The 15,131-nt window shown below is 74.8% G+C and carries 11 protein-coding genes; 8 read left to right on the top strand and 3 right to left on the bottom strand.

The window, feature by feature from the left end; translation table 11 throughout:
• Positions 1–14 precede the first annotated feature (14 nt).
• The 3 genes from AW16_RS17565 to AW16_RS0106005 all read left to right on the top strand — a co-directional run bounded on the left by AW16_RS17565 (position 15) and on the right by AW16_RS0106005 (position 3,945).
• Positions 15–1,781, top strand: a complete 1,767-nt coding sequence (locus AW16_RS17565; RefSeq protein WP_156044064.1) for a D-alanyl-D-alanine carboxypeptidase family protein — start codon at positions 15–17, stop codon at positions 1,779–1,781.
• A gap of 70 nt (positions 1,782–1,851) precedes the next feature.
• Positions 1,852–2,577, top strand: a complete 726-nt coding sequence (locus AW16_RS0106010) for a metal-dependent transcriptional regulator (protein WP_051681704.1) — start codon at positions 1,852–1,854, stop codon at positions 2,575–2,577.
• Positions 2,578–2,655: 78 nt separating this feature from the next.
• Complete coding sequence (locus AW16_RS0106005) at positions 2,656–3,945, top strand: MFS transporter (protein ID WP_231495960.1); 1,290 nt, start codon at positions 2,656–2,658, stop codon at positions 3,943–3,945.
• On the opposite strand, the gene AW16_RS0106000 is transcribed toward AW16_RS0106005, so the two are convergent.
• Positions 3,883–5,733, bottom strand: coding sequence for a helicase HerA-like domain-containing protein (locus AW16_RS0106000; RefSeq protein ID WP_029289003.1), 1,851 nt, complete (start codon positions 5,731–5,733; stop codon positions 3,883–3,885). The genes AW16_RS0106005 and AW16_RS0106000 overlap by 63 nt on opposite strands.
• A gap of 96 nt (positions 5,734–5,829) precedes the next feature.
• Here AW16_RS0106000 and leuS point away from each other — a divergent pair, with 96 nt between their 5' ends.
• From leuS to holA, 5 genes are all read left to right on the top strand, one after another.
• On the top strand, positions 5,830–8,772 hold the full coding sequence (gene leuS / locus AW16_RS0105995; RefSeq protein ID WP_029289001.1) for a leucine--tRNA ligase: 2,943 nt from the start codon (positions 5,830–5,832) through the stop codon (positions 8,770–8,772).
• Positions 8,773–8,792: 20 nt separating this feature from the next.
• Positions 8,793–9,722 carry a DegV family protein gene (locus tag AW16_RS0105990; RefSeq protein WP_029289000.1) on the top strand — a complete coding sequence of 310 codons (930 nt, stop codon included), beginning with the start codon at positions 8,793–8,795 and terminating at the stop codon, positions 9,720–9,722.
• Between the two features lie 117 nt (positions 9,723–9,839).
• Positions 9,840–10,961, top strand: coding sequence for a ComEA family DNA-binding protein (locus AW16_RS18735; RefSeq protein ID WP_231495959.1), 1,122 nt, complete (start codon positions 9,840–9,842; stop codon positions 10,959–10,961).
• Positions 10,958–12,484 (top strand): ComEC/Rec2 family competence protein, encoded by a 1,527-nt coding sequence (locus AW16_RS0105980; protein ID WP_051681702.1) that lies wholly within the window; start codon positions 10,958–10,960, stop codon positions 12,482–12,484. The genes AW16_RS18735 and AW16_RS0105980 overlap by 4 nt, the downstream gene beginning before the upstream one ends.
• A 92-nt stretch (positions 12,485–12,576) precedes the next feature.
• Positions 12,577–13,602, top strand: a complete 1,026-nt coding sequence (holA, locus tag AW16_RS0105975; RefSeq protein ID WP_029288995.1) for a DNA polymerase III subunit delta — start codon at positions 12,577–12,579, stop codon at positions 13,600–13,602.
• Positions 13,603–13,691: 89 nt separating this feature from the next.
• Here the strand turns inward: holA and AW16_RS0105970 are convergent, their stop codons facing one another.
• A complete protein-coding gene (locus tag AW16_RS0105970) occupies positions 13,692–14,312 on the bottom strand; it encodes an EAL domain-containing protein (RefSeq protein WP_029288993.1) in 621 nt (206 codons plus the stop codon).
• 48 nt (positions 14,313–14,360) lie between these two features.
• The gene (locus AW16_RS0105965; protein ID WP_034648183.1) at positions 14,361–15,089 is read right to left on the bottom strand and encodes an EAL domain-containing protein; all 729 of its coding nucleotides are present in this window, start codon (positions 15,087–15,089) and stop codon (positions 14,361–14,363) included.
• Between the last annotated feature and the right edge of the window lie 42 nt (positions 15,090–15,131).

The raw sequence follows: 15,131 nt of genomic DNA, 5'->3' as shown, positions 1-15,131 counted from the left end.
GGAAGGCTTAACGTGTGGGAGGTGCGCGCGGTGCTGCGCGCCGCGGGGGAGTGATCATGCGGGGTTCGCGTCGTGCCGTCCGTCGGCCGGGCGCGGCCTGGGCGCGGTTCGTCGTGGTCGCGGCGTGCGCGGCCGGGATGACGACGCTGGTGGGCACGGGGCCCGCCTTGGCGGCCGCTGACGACGACACGTTGTCGGTCGGCGAGCACCTCGACCCGACCCAGTCGCTCGTGTCCGCCGACGGGGGCGAGGTGCTCGTGGTCCAGCGGTCCGGGGTGCTCGGGCTGTACGAGGTCGGCGGTGACCTGCGGTGGACGAGTGGTCCCGGTGAACCCGGCTCGGTCCTGCGGGTCACGGCACAGGGCGACGTGCAGCTCGTCGCGCCGGACGGCGACGTCGGGTGGCGGACGGGCACCACGGGCACCCGCGGCGCGCACCTGGTCGTCGAGGACGACGGCGACCTGCAGGTCCGCGACGCGCACGGGACGGTGGTGTGGTCGACGGGCACGGGCGCTCTGCCGTCGATGCTCACGTCGGGTTCGACCCTCGCCGCAGGCGCGGCCCTCGCGTCGCCCGACGGCCGGCACACGCTCGTCGTCGGCCAGGACGGCGTGCTGCGGCTGCTCGGGCCGGACGCGCGCATCCGCTGGTCCTCGGACCCGGACGCGGACGCCGCGGGTACCTCGCCGGACCAGGCCGCGCCTGCGGCCGGGGGCACGGCGGCGGGTGACGCGGCGAGCGCGGCCGCGGCCGACGACGAGCACCCAGCAGGCCCGTCCGCGAAGGACCCCGCCCCGCCGCCCTCGCCGAGCGCCGTGAGCGGCGCCGCGCCGCGACTGGACCTCACCGAGACCGGCGTCCTCGAACTGCGCAGCGCTTCCGGCGCCGTGCTGTGGCGCACCGGGACCGGCGTGCACCAGGACGCGACGCTGGAGCTGCGCGACGACGGTGACCTGGTGCTCGCGGACGACGCCGGCAAGCGCTTGTGGCACACCGGCACCGCGCTCGGCCCCGCTGCGCTCGACGCCGGCGCCACCGTGAAGGCGGGGCACGCGCTCGACTCGTCGGACGGGCGCCTGAGCCTGCGCGTGGACCCGGACGGGCTGCGCCTCGAGGTCGACGGCACCGCCGTGTGGGCGGTCATCGCCGCCGCCCCGGACGCTTCGATGAGGCTGCAGCTGCGCAAGAACGGCGACCTCGTGCTGCGCGACGCGGCCGGGGCCGTGTACTGGACGTCGGAGTCGCCTGGTAACCCGGGCGCGGTGCTGGCGCTGGACGTGGGCGGTGCCGTGCTGCGCGCGGCGAACGGCGAGGAGCTCTGGCGGGCGGACGTCCCCGAGGGTGCGCTCGACGCGCTGTCGGCGACCGCGCCCGCCGACTGCGCGGACGTCGTCGGTCCGGTGCCGGAGTCGGCGACCGTGCTCACGCACGCGGGGATCCGCGTGAACGGCTGCCTCGCGGAGCAGGTCGACGCGCTCGTCGCGGCGGCCCACGCCGACGGGATCGACCTGGGTGGGTGGGGCTGGCGCAGCAACGCGCAGCAGCAGGCGCTGCGGGCACGCAACTGCAGCGTCGTCGACGGCGTCGCGCACTGCCGACCGATGACGGCGACGCCCGGGACCTCGCGGCACGAGCGAGGGCTCGCGATCGACTTCACGCAGGACGGGTCGGTCGTGCGGGCGGGCTCGTCGGCCTGGACGTGGCTCGTCCGCAACGCCGCGGCGTACGGCCTGCGCAATCTCCCCGGCGAGCCGTGGCACTGGAGCGTCGACGGCTGGTGACCGCGGTCGCGGCTGCTCCGGTGCGGACGGGGGAGGACCGGCGCGGGTGCGTCCGCCTACCCTGGTCGGCGTGAGCGAACCGGAGACCGGCGTCCTGCCCGACCAGCTGTCCGCGGTGAGCCAGGACTACCTCAAGGTCATCTGGTCGGTGACGGAGTGGGACGAGCGCCCCGCGACCACCAAGGTGCTCGCCGCGCGCCTCGGCGTCGGCGCGTCGACCGTCTCCGAGACCGTGCGACGGCTCTCGGACGCGGGCCTCGTGGTGCACGAGCCGTACGGCGCCGTCGGCCTGACGGAGCTGGGACGACGGTACGCGCTCGCGATGGTGCGTCGGCACCGGCTCATCGAGACGTTCCTCGTCGAGGAGCTCGGCTACGGCTGGGACGAGGTGCACGACGAGGCCGAGGTGCTGGAGCACGCGGTGTCCGAGACGTTCGTCGAGCGCATCTCCGCGCGTCTCGGTCATCCGGTGCGTGACCCGCACGGCGACCCGATCCCGGGACCAGCGGGCGAGTACGACCCGCCTCACGCGACGGTGCTCTGGGACGCAGCGCCGGGCTCCTGGTCGGTGGCGCGCATCTCGGACGCGGACCCCGATCTGCTGCGCTGGGTCGACGAGGTGGGGCTGCACCTCGACGCCGCGCTCGAGGTCGTGCAGCGGCGGGACGCGGTCGGGCTGGTCTCGGTGCGCCTGTCCGACGGCCCGGACGACGGCCCGGCCGACGAGCCGCGCACGGTCGACCTCGGCGAGGCGGCCGCGCGCGCCATCTGGCTCGTCGCGCGTCCGGCGTCCTAGGATCTCGACATCAACCCATGTGACAACGGTGTCACCCCGCACCTGATCGAATCGATACGAAGCCCCGCTGGGAGCACCGTGAACCACACCCTGACGCCCGCGCGCAGCCGCCTCGCGCTCTTCGCGCTCGCGCTCGGCGGGTTCGGCATCGGCACCACCGAGTTCGCCTCGATGGGCCTGCTGCCGGAGATCGCCTCGGACCTCGACGTCTCGATCCCCACCGCGGGCTGGGCGATCACCGCGTACGCGCTCGGCGTCGTCGTCGGCGCGCCCACGCTCGCGGCCCTCGGCGCCCGGATGGACCGTCGCCGGCTGCTCCTGTGGCTCATGGTCGCGTTCACGGTCGCCAACGCGCTCTCGGCGTTCGCGCCGGCGGCGCCCGCGCTCGTCGCGACGCGGTTCGTCGCGGGGCTCCCGCACGGCGCGTTCTTCGGCGTGGGCGCCGTCATGGGGACCTTCGTCGTCGGTGCCGAGCGCCGCGGACGGGCCGTCGCCGCGATGATGACGGGACTCACGATCGCGTGCGCGGTGGGCGTGCCCGTGACCGCGATCGTCGGTCACGCGGTCGGGTGGCGCTGGTCGTTCGTCGGTGTCGGTGCGATCGGCCTGCTCACGCTGGTCGCGCTCTACCTGTGGACCCCGTCGCTGCCGTCCCACCCCGAGACCACGGTGCGTTCCGAGCTGCGGGCGCTGCGCAACTCGCAGCTGTGGATCGCGTTCGCCGCGGGTGCCATCGGGTTCGGCGGGATGTTCTCGGTCTACTCGTACGTGAAGCCGCTGCTCACCGACGTGACCGGGCTCGCGGTCGGCGTCGTCCCTGTCGTGCTGGCCCTGTACGGCATCGGCATGACGGCCGGGACGCTCGTCGGTGGGCGGCTCGCCGACCGCTCGGTGCTGGGGACGGTCGTGTTCGGGATGGTCGCGACGATCGCCGTGCTCGTCGCGATCGCGCTGCTCGGGAGCCTCACCGTCCCCGCGATCGCGTCGATCGTGCTGCTCGGCGTCGCGTCGCAGATCCTGGGGCTCTCGCTGCAGACCCGGCTCATGGACGTGTCTCCCGCGGCGCCCTCGCTCGGTGCGGCGCTGTGCCACTCCGCGCTCAACCTCGGCAACGCGTCGGGTGCGTTCCTCGGCGGCGTCGTCATCGACGCCGGCCTGGGCTATCTCGCGCCGGCATGGGTGGGTGCGGGCCTGACGACCCTCGGCCTGCTCGTCGTGCTCACGATCGGTCGCACCCCGCCGCCCGCCGCCCGTGCCTCGGAGCCGACGGCCACGAGCCCGACGACCGGTCCGCTCGAGCCTGCCTCAGCGTCGGCGGGTGCCGAAGACCGAGCGGGTGATCTCGCGGCCGAGCTGCGTGCCCACTGACCGCAGGATCGAGTCGAGCGCGCTGCTCGTGTGCTTCTCGGTGCGCTTCGCCGCCGCCTGCGCCTCCTTCTCGCGCTGACGTGCCTCCTTCGCTGCCTCGTCGGCGCGTTCCTTGGCCTCGGCCGCGTCCTGCTTCGCCTGTGCGGCGGCGGCCCGGTCCTGGTCTGCCTTGACCGCCCGCGCCGTGAGCATCTCGTACGCGGACTCGCGGTCGACGGGCTGCGCGTAGCGCGCTCCGACGGGGCTCGCCGCGACGGCTGCGGCCAGGTCCGCGGCCGGGAGCGGCTCCATCGACGACTGCGGAGCACGCAGACGGGTCCACGCGACGGGCGTCGGCACGCCCTTCTCGCCGAGAACCGTCACCACCGCCTCGCCGGTGCCGAGCGACGTCAGGAGCTTCTCGAGGTCGTACGGCGACGTCGGGAACGTCCGGGCCGCTGCCCGCAGGGCCTTCGCGTCGTCGGGCGTGTAGGCGCGCAGCGCGTGCTGCACGCGGCTGCCGAGCTGGCTCAGCACGTCGGCGGGCACGTCCTTGGGGCTCTGCGTCACGAAGAACACGCCGACGCCCTTGGAGCGGATCAGGCGGACCGTCTGGGTCACCTGCGTGAGGAAGTCGGGCGACGCCTCGTGGAAGAGCAGGTGCGCCTCGTCGAAGAAGAACACCAGCTTCGGCTTGTCGGGGTCACCCACCTCGGGCAGCTCCTGGAACAGCTCCGCGAGCAGCCACATGAGGAACGTCGAGAAGAGCGCGGGTCGGTCCTGGACCCCCGGCAGCTCCAGCGCGGTGACGATCCCGCGTCCGTCGGGTGAGGTGCGCAGCAGCTCGTTGACGTCGAACGCAGGCTCACCGAAGAACGCGTCGGCACCCTGCGACTGCAGCGAGACGATCTCGCGCAGGATCACGCCAGCCGTCGCCGCCGACAGGCCGCCGATGCCCTTGAGCTCGTCCTTGCCGTCGTCGCTCACCAGGAACGCGATCGTCGACTGCAGGTCCTTGAGGTCGAGCAGCGCGAGGCCCTGCGTGTCCGCCCAGTGCATGATCAGGCCGAGGCTCGACTCCTGCGTCGCGTTGAGGCCGAGCACCTTGGAGAGCAGCAGCGGCCCGAAGTCGGTGACGGTCGTGCGCACGGGCACGCCCGTGCCGACGCCGCCGAGGCTGAGGAACTCGACCGGGGACGCGGTCGCGACCCAGTCCTGCCCGATGCTCGCCGTGCGGGCGAGCAGCTTCTCGTTCGGGGCGCCCGCAGCCGCGAGGCCGGACAGGTCGCCCTTGATGTCGGCGACGAACACCGGGACCCCTGCGGCCGACAGGCCCTCCGTGAGCACCTGCAGCGTCTTCGTCTTGCCGGTTCCCGTGGCGCCCGCGACCAGACCGTGCCGGTTCATCATGGACAGCGGGATGCCGACCTGCGCGGACGGCACGGCGACGTCGTCCGCCACGAACGCCCCCACGGGCAGCGTGCCGCCCTCGAACGTGTAGCCCGCGGCGACGTCGGCGGCGTATCCCTCGGGAGCGGGTTGAGGAGCGGGTTGAGGAGCGGGTTCAGGGGCGGGGTCGGGAGCGGGTTCGGGAGCAGCGGTGGGCTCGGGCGCCGGAGCGGGATCGTCGGTAGGAGCGGCTCCGGGCGACGCCCCGCCTCCCGCTGCTGCCTCCGCGGCCTCGAGGGCGGCCTGCGCGGCCGCCGCCTTGGCCGCGGCGGCGTCCGCCGCGGCCTGCGCGGCCTGCGCGCGCAGGGCCGCGAGCTCGGAGGCGGAAGGGGACGTGGGAGCGGCGTCGCTGTCCGACATGTCGCGATCGTAGGACGTGCACGCTCGAGGCACCCAGCGAGCGCATGGCCAGCGGGGGTGGAGCCGGCGTGCGCGGGACCTCGGTAAACTCGGTGCGTGACATCGCCCGCGACCCCCACCGCCCCCTCGACGCCCGGGTCGACCCCGGCGCCGACCTCGCACGACGACGTGCCCTTCCGTTACACGGCCGCGCTCGCGGAGCAGATCGAGCTGCGCTGGCAGCAGGAGTGGCAGGACCGCGGCACGTTCTTCGCAGCGAACCCGTCGGGTGCGCTCACGGACGGCGAGGGCAACCACGCGAGGCCGGGTGCCCGCTCGTTCTTCGTCATGGACATGTTCCCGTACCCGTCGGGCGCCGGCCTGCACATCGGCCACCCGCTGGGGTACATCGCGACCGACGTGGTCGCGCGCTTCCGCCGCATGCAGGGCGACAACGTCCTGCACGCGCTCGGCTTCGACGCGTTCGGGCTGCCGGCCGAGCAGTACGCGGTGCAGACCGGCCAGCACCCGCGGGTCACCACCGAGGCGAACATCGCGATCATGCAGCGCCAGCTGCGCCGCCTGGGCCTGGCGCACGACCCGCGGCGCTCGTTCGCGACGATCGACCCGGAGTACGTGCGCTGGACGCAGTGGATCTTCCTGCAGATCTTCGACTCCTGGTACGACTCCGACGCGGTCCGTGCCGACGGCGGGCGCGGCAGGGCGCGGCCGATCGCGGAGCTCGAGGCCGAGCTCGCCGCGGGCGACCGACCCGTGCCGTGCGCGGCGGGCGTGCCCGAGGGTGTCGCGTGGGCCGACCTCGGCCCGGTCGACCGTCGACGGGTCCTGGACGCGCACCGCCTGGCGTACGTCTCGGAGACCCCGGTCAACTGGTGCCCCGGGCTGGGCACGGTCCTCGCGAACGAGGAGGTCACGGCCGACGGCCGCTCCGAGCGCGGCAACTTCCCGGTGTTCCAGCGCAACCTGCGCCAGTGGAACATGCGGATCACGGCGTACGCGGACCGCCTGGCCGACGACCTGGCGGCCATCGACTGGCCCGAGAAGGTCAAGTCGATGCAGCGCAACTGGATCGGTCGCTCGTCGGGCGCCAAGGTCCGGTTCCACGTCGAGGGCGGCGGCGAGGTCGAGGTCTTCACGACGCGCCCCGACACCCTGTTCGGCGCCACGTTCATGGTCGTCGCGCCCGAGCACCCGCTGCTCGACGAGGTCCCGACCGCGTGGCCCGACGGCACGCACGCGACCTGGACGGGCGGCCACGCGTCGCCCGCCGAGGCGGTCGCCGCCTACCGCGCCGAGACCGCCGCGAAGACGGCGGTCGAGCGCCAGGCCGATGCCGGCCGCAAGACCGGCGTCTTCACCGGCCACCTCGCCGTGAACCCGGTCAACGGCGAGCCGCTGCCGGTCTTCACAGCCGATTACGTGCTCATGGGGTACGGCACGGGCGCGATCATGGCCGTCCCCGGCGGCGACGAGCGCGACTTCGCGTTCGCGCAGGCGTACGAGCTGCCCGTGGTCTACACGGTCGAGGGCGACGAGCAGGACGCCGCCCGCACGGGCGACGGCGCGGTGATCAACTCGTCGAACGCGGAGGTGTCGCTCGACGGGCTGAGCGTCGCCGAGGCGAAGGCCGCGATGATCGAGTGGCTGACCGCGAAGGGCGTCGGCGAGGGCACGATCACCTACCGCCTGCGCGACTGGCTGTTCAGCCGCCAGCGCTACTGGGGCGAGCCGTTCCCGATCGTCTACGACGAGAACGACCTGCCGATCGCGCTGCCTGCCGGCGCGTTGCCCGTCGCCCTCCCGGACGTGCCGGACTACTCGCCCCGCACGTTCGACCCGGAGGACGCCCAGTCCTCGCCGGAGCCTCCGCTGGGCCGCAACGACGCGTGGGTCGAGGTCGAGCTCGACCTGGGCGACGGGCCCAAGGTGTACCGCCGCGACACCAACACCATGCCGAACTGGGCGGGGTCGTGCTGGTACTACCTGCGCTACCTGGACCCGACGTCCGACGAGACCCTCGTCGACCCGGAGCTCGAGCGGTTCTGGATGGGTCCCGGCCACTCGGGCGACGAGCACGACACGGTCGGCGGCGTCGACCTGTACGTCGGAGGCGTGGAGCACGCGGTGCTGCACCTGCTGTACGCGCGGTTCTGGCACAAGGTCCTGTTCGACCTGGGCCACGTGAGCGGCGCCGAGCCGTTCCACAAGCTGTTCAACCAGGGCTACATCCAGGCGTACGCCTACACCGACGAGCGCGGCGTGCACGTGCCCGCGGACGAGGTGGTCGAGGACGCGACCTCGTCGACCGGCTTCACCTGGAAGGGCGAGGCCGTCAACCGTGAGTACGGGAAGATGGGCAAGTCGCTGAAGAACATGGTGACGCCCGACGAGATGTACGCCGAGTACGGCGCCGACACGCTGCGCGTGTACGAGATGTCGATGGGTCCGCTCGACCTGTCGCGGCCGTGGGAGACGCGTGCCGTCGTGGGCTCGCAGCGGTTCCTGCAGCGCCTGTGGCGCAACGTGGTCTCGGAGACGGACGGCTCGCTCGTCGTCACCGACGACCCGCCGTCGGACGCGACGATGCGCGAGGTGCACCGCGCCATCGCCGGCGTGACCGAGGACATGGCCGCGATGCGGGTCAACACCGCCGTCGCCAAGCTCATCGTGCTCAACAACCACCTCACGACGCTGCCCGCCGCACCGCGCGCGGCGGTCGAGGCGCTCGTGCTGATGACCGCGCCCGTCGCGCCGCACGTCGCGGAGGAGCTGTGGTCGCGGCTCGGCCACGACCGCTCGCTCGCGCACGAGCCGTACCCGGTGGCGGACCCCGCGTACCTCGTCGAGGACACCGTCACGTGCATCCTGCAGGTGCAGGGCAAGGTGCGAGGTCGCGTCGAGGTCAGCACGTCGGCGTCCGACGACGAGCTGACGGCGCTCGCGCTCGCGGACGTGGGCGTGCAGCGCGCGCTCGACGGCCGTGACGTGCGGACCGTCGTCGTGCGCGCGCCCAAGCTCGTCAACGTGGTGCCGGTCTGAGCCGCCGCGACGCCACGCCGGTGACGGCCCCCGACGGTCCCGTCGCGGTCGTCACCGACTCGACGGCGTGCCTGCCTGCCGAGCTCGCGCGCGATCTCGGCGTCGGCGTCGTGCCGCTCGACGTGCTCGTCGGCGACGAGCGGCATGCCGAAGGGGTCGACCTCGGCCCGGGCGACCTGCTCGCCGCCCTCGAGCGCGGGGCACGCGTCGCGACGTCCCAGCCCGCGCCCGCCGCGTTCGCCGCGGCCTACCGCGCCGCGGCGGAGCGTGGTGCGCGGGCGATCGTCTCGGTGCACATGTCGGGTGAGCTGTCCGGCACCGTCCGCGCCGCGAGGCTCGCCGCCGGGTCGGCGCCCGTCCCCGTGCGCGTGGTGGACTCGCGCGTCACCGCGATGGCGCTGGGCCTCGCCGTGGTCGACGCGGCCCGCGTCGCGTCGACGCCGCTCCAGGCGTCGGACGACGACGAGCCCGTGCGGCACTGGTGGCGCCGGCGTCCGGCACCGCGACCCGACCGGTTCCCCGAGGCTGACGCGGTCGTCGGTGCGGCGCGTGCCACCGCGGCCGGCACCCGTGTGTGGTTCCTCGTCGACTCGCTCGACCACCTGCGCCGGGGCGGGCGGCTGTCCGCGCCCGCAGCCGCGATCGGCACCGTCCTGGGGCTGCGACCGCTGCTCACGATCACCGACGGGCGCATCGTCGTCGCCGAGAAGGTCCGGACCCGACGCGCGGCGCGCGAACGTCTGCTCACGGTGGCCCTGGACGAGGTGTGGCGACGCGGCAGCGCTCGTGTCGCCGTTCACCACCTCGGTCAGCCGGACGTCGCGCACACCCTCGCCGCCCAGCTCGAGCAGCGGTCTCAGGGGCTGGTGCGTGAGGCGGTCGTCGTCGAGGCGAGCGCGGTGCTCGCAGCGCACGCCGGCCCGGGGGTGCTGGCGGTCGTCGTCGGCTGACCAGCGTCGCGGACCGGCAGCCGCTCGAGCCGACCACAGGGCCGGTCGAGCGCGTGCGTGTGCACAGCGGGTCGTCCGTGCCGTACGCGCCGGAGGGTGCCGACCTAGCGTCGCAGGGTGCTCGGCCGACCGCGTGATCCCGCCGCCGCCCGCCGGCGTCTCGCGGCGCTCGCGGCAGGCCCGGAGCCGGCCGTGCGAGAACTGGTGTTCCCGCGCGACCCTCTGCGACCCCACGACGTCCCCGCGGCGGTCGTCGGGCCGGCAGAGGAACCGGCAGCGGACCCGGCCGGCGCACGCGGCCGGAACCGGGCAGCGGACCCGGCCGGCGCACGCGGCCTCGCGCCGATCGAAGGCCTCGAGCCTCGCGTCACGTTCGTGCCGTCCCGGCCGGTCGCTCCCGTGCCGGACCTGGTGCCGCACGCCGGTGCCTGGCAGGACGCGGCGGGGTCCGAGCGAGGGCCGGCCCGTGCCGACGACGCACGGATCGACGCGGCCCGTGCGGCCGGGTACCCGGCTCGGACGTCGTCGGCGCTCGTCGTGGCACGCGAGGCCTACCTCGAACCGCCGCCGGAGCCCGCGGCCCGGCCGTCCGCGATCCGGTGGCGTGTCACGTGGCGTGCCGCGATCGCGGCGCTCGTCGCGCTCGCCCTCGTGGCCGGCGCCGTCGCGCTGTGGGCTGCGTCGCGCCCCACGGGACCGGTCGTCGACCTACCCGAGCCGTTGGGGACCTCCTCGGTGGTTCGCGGTGCCGTCCCGGACGCCTCGGAACCGGCCGCGGCGGAGGCGACGGGACCGGCCACGGCGCAGGTCGTCGTGCACGTCGTCGGACGGGTCCGGCACGAGGGCGTGGTGCGGCTGCCGGCCGGGGCGCGGGTCGCCGACGCCGTCGACGCCGCCGGGGGAGCGACGGGCAAGGCCGACCTCGACGCGATCAACCTGGCGCGCGTGCTCGTGGACGGTGAGCAGCTCGTCGTGCCCGCGCACGGCGACCCAGCACCGGCGCCGGCAGACGGCCCGTCCGGGCCGGGAACGGGCGCTGGCGCCGGAGGTGCGCTGGTCGACCTGAACTCCGCGGACGCGTCCGCGCTCGACGGCCTGCCCGGCATCGGACCGGTGCTCGCGGAGCGGATCGTCACCTGGCGTGGGGACCACCGCTTCACGAGCGTCGACGACCTGCAGGACGTCCCCGGCATCGGGCCGGCGCTGATGTCGCGGCTGCGCGACCTGGTGCGCGTATGAGCGACCGGCTCGACGTGCGCCTCGCCCCGGCAGCGCTGGCGGCGTACGCGGCGGCCTGCTGCGGCGTGCGGGCCAGTCCTGGGCACGCGCTCGTCGCGGCGGGCGCGGTGGCCTGCATGACCTTCGTCGTCCTCCTCGTGCTCTCGTTCGTGGTGCCGGTCGCCGATCCTGTCGCGCCGGTCGTGGTGCTCGCCGGAGGGGTCGCGGTCGCGGTCCTGCTCGCGACGGCCGTCCAGCTGCACGTGCGGGACGACGGCCCGTGGAGCAGGCTCGACGGCCGCTCGGTCCGCGTGGTCGCCGAGGTCACGGGCGACCCGCAGCGGTTGGCGGCGGCGTGGCCCGGAGGCCCCCCGGGCGTCGCGTGGACGGCGGACGTGCGCCGGTTGGCGCCCGCGTCGGGCGGTCCGACCGCGTGGGCCGTGTCGGCGCCCGTGCGCGTGCTCGCGCACGCGACCGACCCGCGCGCGGGGGCACAGCCCACCAGCACGGTCGACGCGCCGCCCTTCGGCAGCACGGTCGAGCTGACCGGCACGCTGCAGGTCGAGCCACGCGGTCGACGATCGGCCGCCACGATCGTCCTGACGGCGCGGTGGACGGTGCTGCACGCCCCGCCCGCACCCGTCGCCGTGACCTCTCCCGTCCGTGCGTCGGTCGCGTCCCAGGCGGCCCGCATGCGCGGCGACGCGGCGGGGCTCCTGCCCGGCGTCACGGTCGGGGACACGTCAGGCGTCTCCGACGACCTCGCCGCGGCGATGCGCACCGCTGGGCTCACCCACCTCGTCGCGGTCTCGGGCGCCCACTTCGCGCTCGTGGGTGCGCTGGTGCTCTCAGGCCTGGGCGCGGTCCGCGCCCCCAGGTGGCTGAGAGCCCCCGGCGCGGTCGCGGCCGGCCTGACGATGCTGCTGCTGGTGCACCCGTCCGCGAGCGTGGTGCGAGCAGCCGTGATGGGCCTCGTCGGCGCGCTCGGCATCGTGCTCGGCCGGCCGGGCAGGGCGACCGCGGCGCTCGCCACGGCGTGCGTCGTGCTGCTCGTCCTCGACCCGTGGCTCGCCACCGAGATCGGGTTCGCGCTGTCGGTGCTCGCGACCGGCGGGCTCGTGGTGCTGGGCGGTCCGCTCGCGGTGCGGTGGTCCTCGCGCTGCGGGCGGCCCGTCGCGACGGCGCTCGCCGTCCCTGTCGCCGCGCAGCTCGCGTGCGCGCCGGTGGTCGTGCTGCTCACGCCGTCGGTGTCGACGTGGTCCGTCGTCGCCAACCTCGCCGCGGCGCCCGCCGTGGCGCCGGCGACCCTCTGCGGGCTGGGCGCGGGCGTCGTGGGCACGGTCTGGCCGGCGGCGGGACAGCTGCTCGCCTGGCCGGCGGGCGCGGCGTGCTGGTGGATCGGTGCGGTCGCTCGCGCCGCAGCGGGAGCCCCCGGCGCGCAGGTGGCGTGGCTGCCGGGCCCGGTCGGCGCCGTCGTCCTCGCTCTCGCGTGCGTGTGCGCGGCCGTGCTGCTCCTGCGGCGTCGTCGGGGTGCCGGGACGTGACCCGCGCGCGGCGAGGCGCCGGAGCAGGCCCGGCCGGCGGGCACCGCTCCCGGTGACGCAGGGATGTCGGTGCGACGTGGCAGGCTGTGCGCGTGCCTCCCTCCGCCCGCCGTCCCGCCGGCCGCAGCGCGCGCTCCGGCGTGCCCGAGGGGGTGCCGTGGGACCAGGCCGCGCTCGCGCCCGTGGTGCTGGTGCGCGGCTCGGAGGGGCTGCTCGCCGACCGGGCCGTGGACCGGCTCGTCCGGCTCGCGCGCGAGGCGGACCCGTCCGTCGAGGTCTCACGCGTCGACGCGGACCAGTACGCCCCCGGCGCGCTCGACGTCCTGACGAGCCCGTCGTTGTTCGCGGAGGACAAGCTCGTCGTGCTCGACGGCCTGGAGCGGGGCTCGGAAGAGATGCTCGCGGACGTGGGCGACTACGTGTCCCGGCCCGCCGCGGGCGTCGTGGTGGTGCTGCGGCACAACGGCGGCCAGCGCGGCAAGAAGCTGCTCGACGCACTCAAGGCGGCCTCGGTCCCGACGGTCTCGTGCGACGCCATCACGTCCGACGGGGACAAGACCGCTTTCGTCACGGCCGAGATGCGCCGCGCGGGCCGACGGGCCGACGCCCAGGCTGTTCGCGCCCTGGTCGACGCCGTGGGCAGCGACCTGCGCGAGCTCGCGGCGGCCTGCTCCCAGCTGGTCGCGGACACGCAAGGACTCGTCTCGGCCGAGGCGGTCGAGCGCTACTACGGCGGGCGGATCGAGGCGACCGGCTTCCGCGTCGCCGATGCCGCCGTCGCGGGCCAGTCCGGCCAGGCCGTCGCGCTGCTGCGGCATGCGATGGCGACCGGCCTGGACCCGGTCCCGATCGTCGCCGCGCTCGCGGCGAAGCTGCGCACGCTGGCCAAGGTGGGTGCCGTGCGCAGCCAGGGACAGGCGGCGCTGCGCGAGCTGGGCCTCGCACCGTGGCAGGTGGACCGTGCGACGAGCGAGCTGCGGCGATGGACGCCCGAGGGTCTTGCGGCCGCGATCACGGCGGTGGCGCAGGCGGATGCCGAGGTCAAGGGTGCGGGCAGGGACCCGCGGTTCGCGGTCGAGCGAGCGGTGCTGCGCGTGGCGGCCGCGTCCGGCACCTGACGAGGGGCTGCTCCGGGACGACCGGGGCGGGCCATCTCGCCCGACCGTCAGCGTCGGGCCGTCAGTCTCGAGCCGTCAGCCTCGGGCCGTCAGCTCCGAGCGGTCGTCGCGGGTCCGAGCGCGTCGCCCTGCAAGAGGTCGAAGCCCAGGCTCACGCACCGGTCGACGAGCGCGGAGCTGCTGAGCCGCTCGGCGACCAGCATCGCCCCGTCCCGTCGGGCGAGCTCGACGAGCGCGGTCCCGTGCTGCACGAGCTCGCGGCAGTCGATCTTCACGTAGTGCGCGTAGGGCAGCATCGCGACCTGGTGGGCCTCGGCGGCGAAGTCGTCGAGCGCGATGCGGTAGCCGAGCTCGCGCAGACGCTGCAGCCCGGCCAGGACCTCGTCGTCGGCGGGGACCGTCTCGACGATCTCCAGCACGAGCCCGTCGTCCGGGCGGGGGAGCCGATGACGGCCCACGACATAGGACCGCGTGACGTTGACGAACGACAGCACGCCGCGTTCGTCGGGCTCGTCGTCGAGCGCCTCCAGGACGGACGCCGTGGCGAGGTCCTGGTCGGGCGGGTCCCACAGGTCGACTCCGACCGCGAGCCCGTCGGCGGACCGGTACAGCAGCTCGTGTGCGTACAGACGACCGTCAGCGGTCCAGATGGGCTGCCGCGCGACCGGCGGCCGGCCGGGGAGCCGGGTGCGTGGCGCGAGCGGGTTCACACCCGATGAGAGGGGTGTGCGACGCGAGGATGACGCCGGTGCCGTGGCTCAGTCCTGCACGGGTCGAGCGCCGGCACGGTCGAGGACCCCTGCTCGCTCGAGGAGGTTGCCCTGGAAGAGCGTGAATCCGAGCGCGCGCGCCTCGTCGAGGCTCTCCGGCGTCTCGATGAACTCCGCGACCAGCCGGGCCCCGTGCGAACGTGCGAGCTGCACCACGGGGCTGCCCTCGACGTCGAGGTCACGCACGTCGATCTTGACGAAGTCGGCGTAGGGCAGCAGGAGCCGCTGGTTCAGGCTGCTCACGAACGACGGCAGGCCGATGCGGAACCCGGCCTCGCGCAGGCGGGCGACGCCGGCGAGCACCTCGGTGTCGATCGTGACCCCGTGCGGGATCTCGACGACGAGCCGCTCCGGGAGCGCGGGGATCTTGAGGTCACCCACGAGGTACGGGCGCGTGCAGCGCACGACGAGCGGGAGCCCGTTGGCCACGTGCTCGATGTCCGCCCGGCCGAACGTCGCGGACAGCACGTGCGCGGTGGCGCGGTCGTGCTGCGCCTCGCTCCAGGTGGTCGCGGTGGCCGTCTGCTCGCCAGGAGCGCGGTACGAGAGATGGTAGGCCACCGGCGTGAGCTCGGAGCCGAAGATCGCCTGCCGAGCCACCAGGACGGGCTCGGCGCAGAGCCGCCGTTCCCACGCGCGACGCAGCGAGTCGGGGATCGCGTCCTCGACCGCGGCAGCGAGTCGTGCGAGCCGCACGTCTGCGTCGTCGGGCGTCATGGATTCATGCAAGCACATCACCCGTACGTGGGACCACGGCAG

The organism is Cellulomonas sp. HZM (assembly GCF_000708885.1).
Classification (GTDB): domain Bacteria; phylum Actinomycetota; class Actinomycetes; order Actinomycetales; family Cellulomonadaceae; genus Cellulomonas.
The sequence above is the reverse complement of the archived record's forward strand: the minus strand, read 5'-3'. Positions and strand labels throughout refer to the sequence as shown.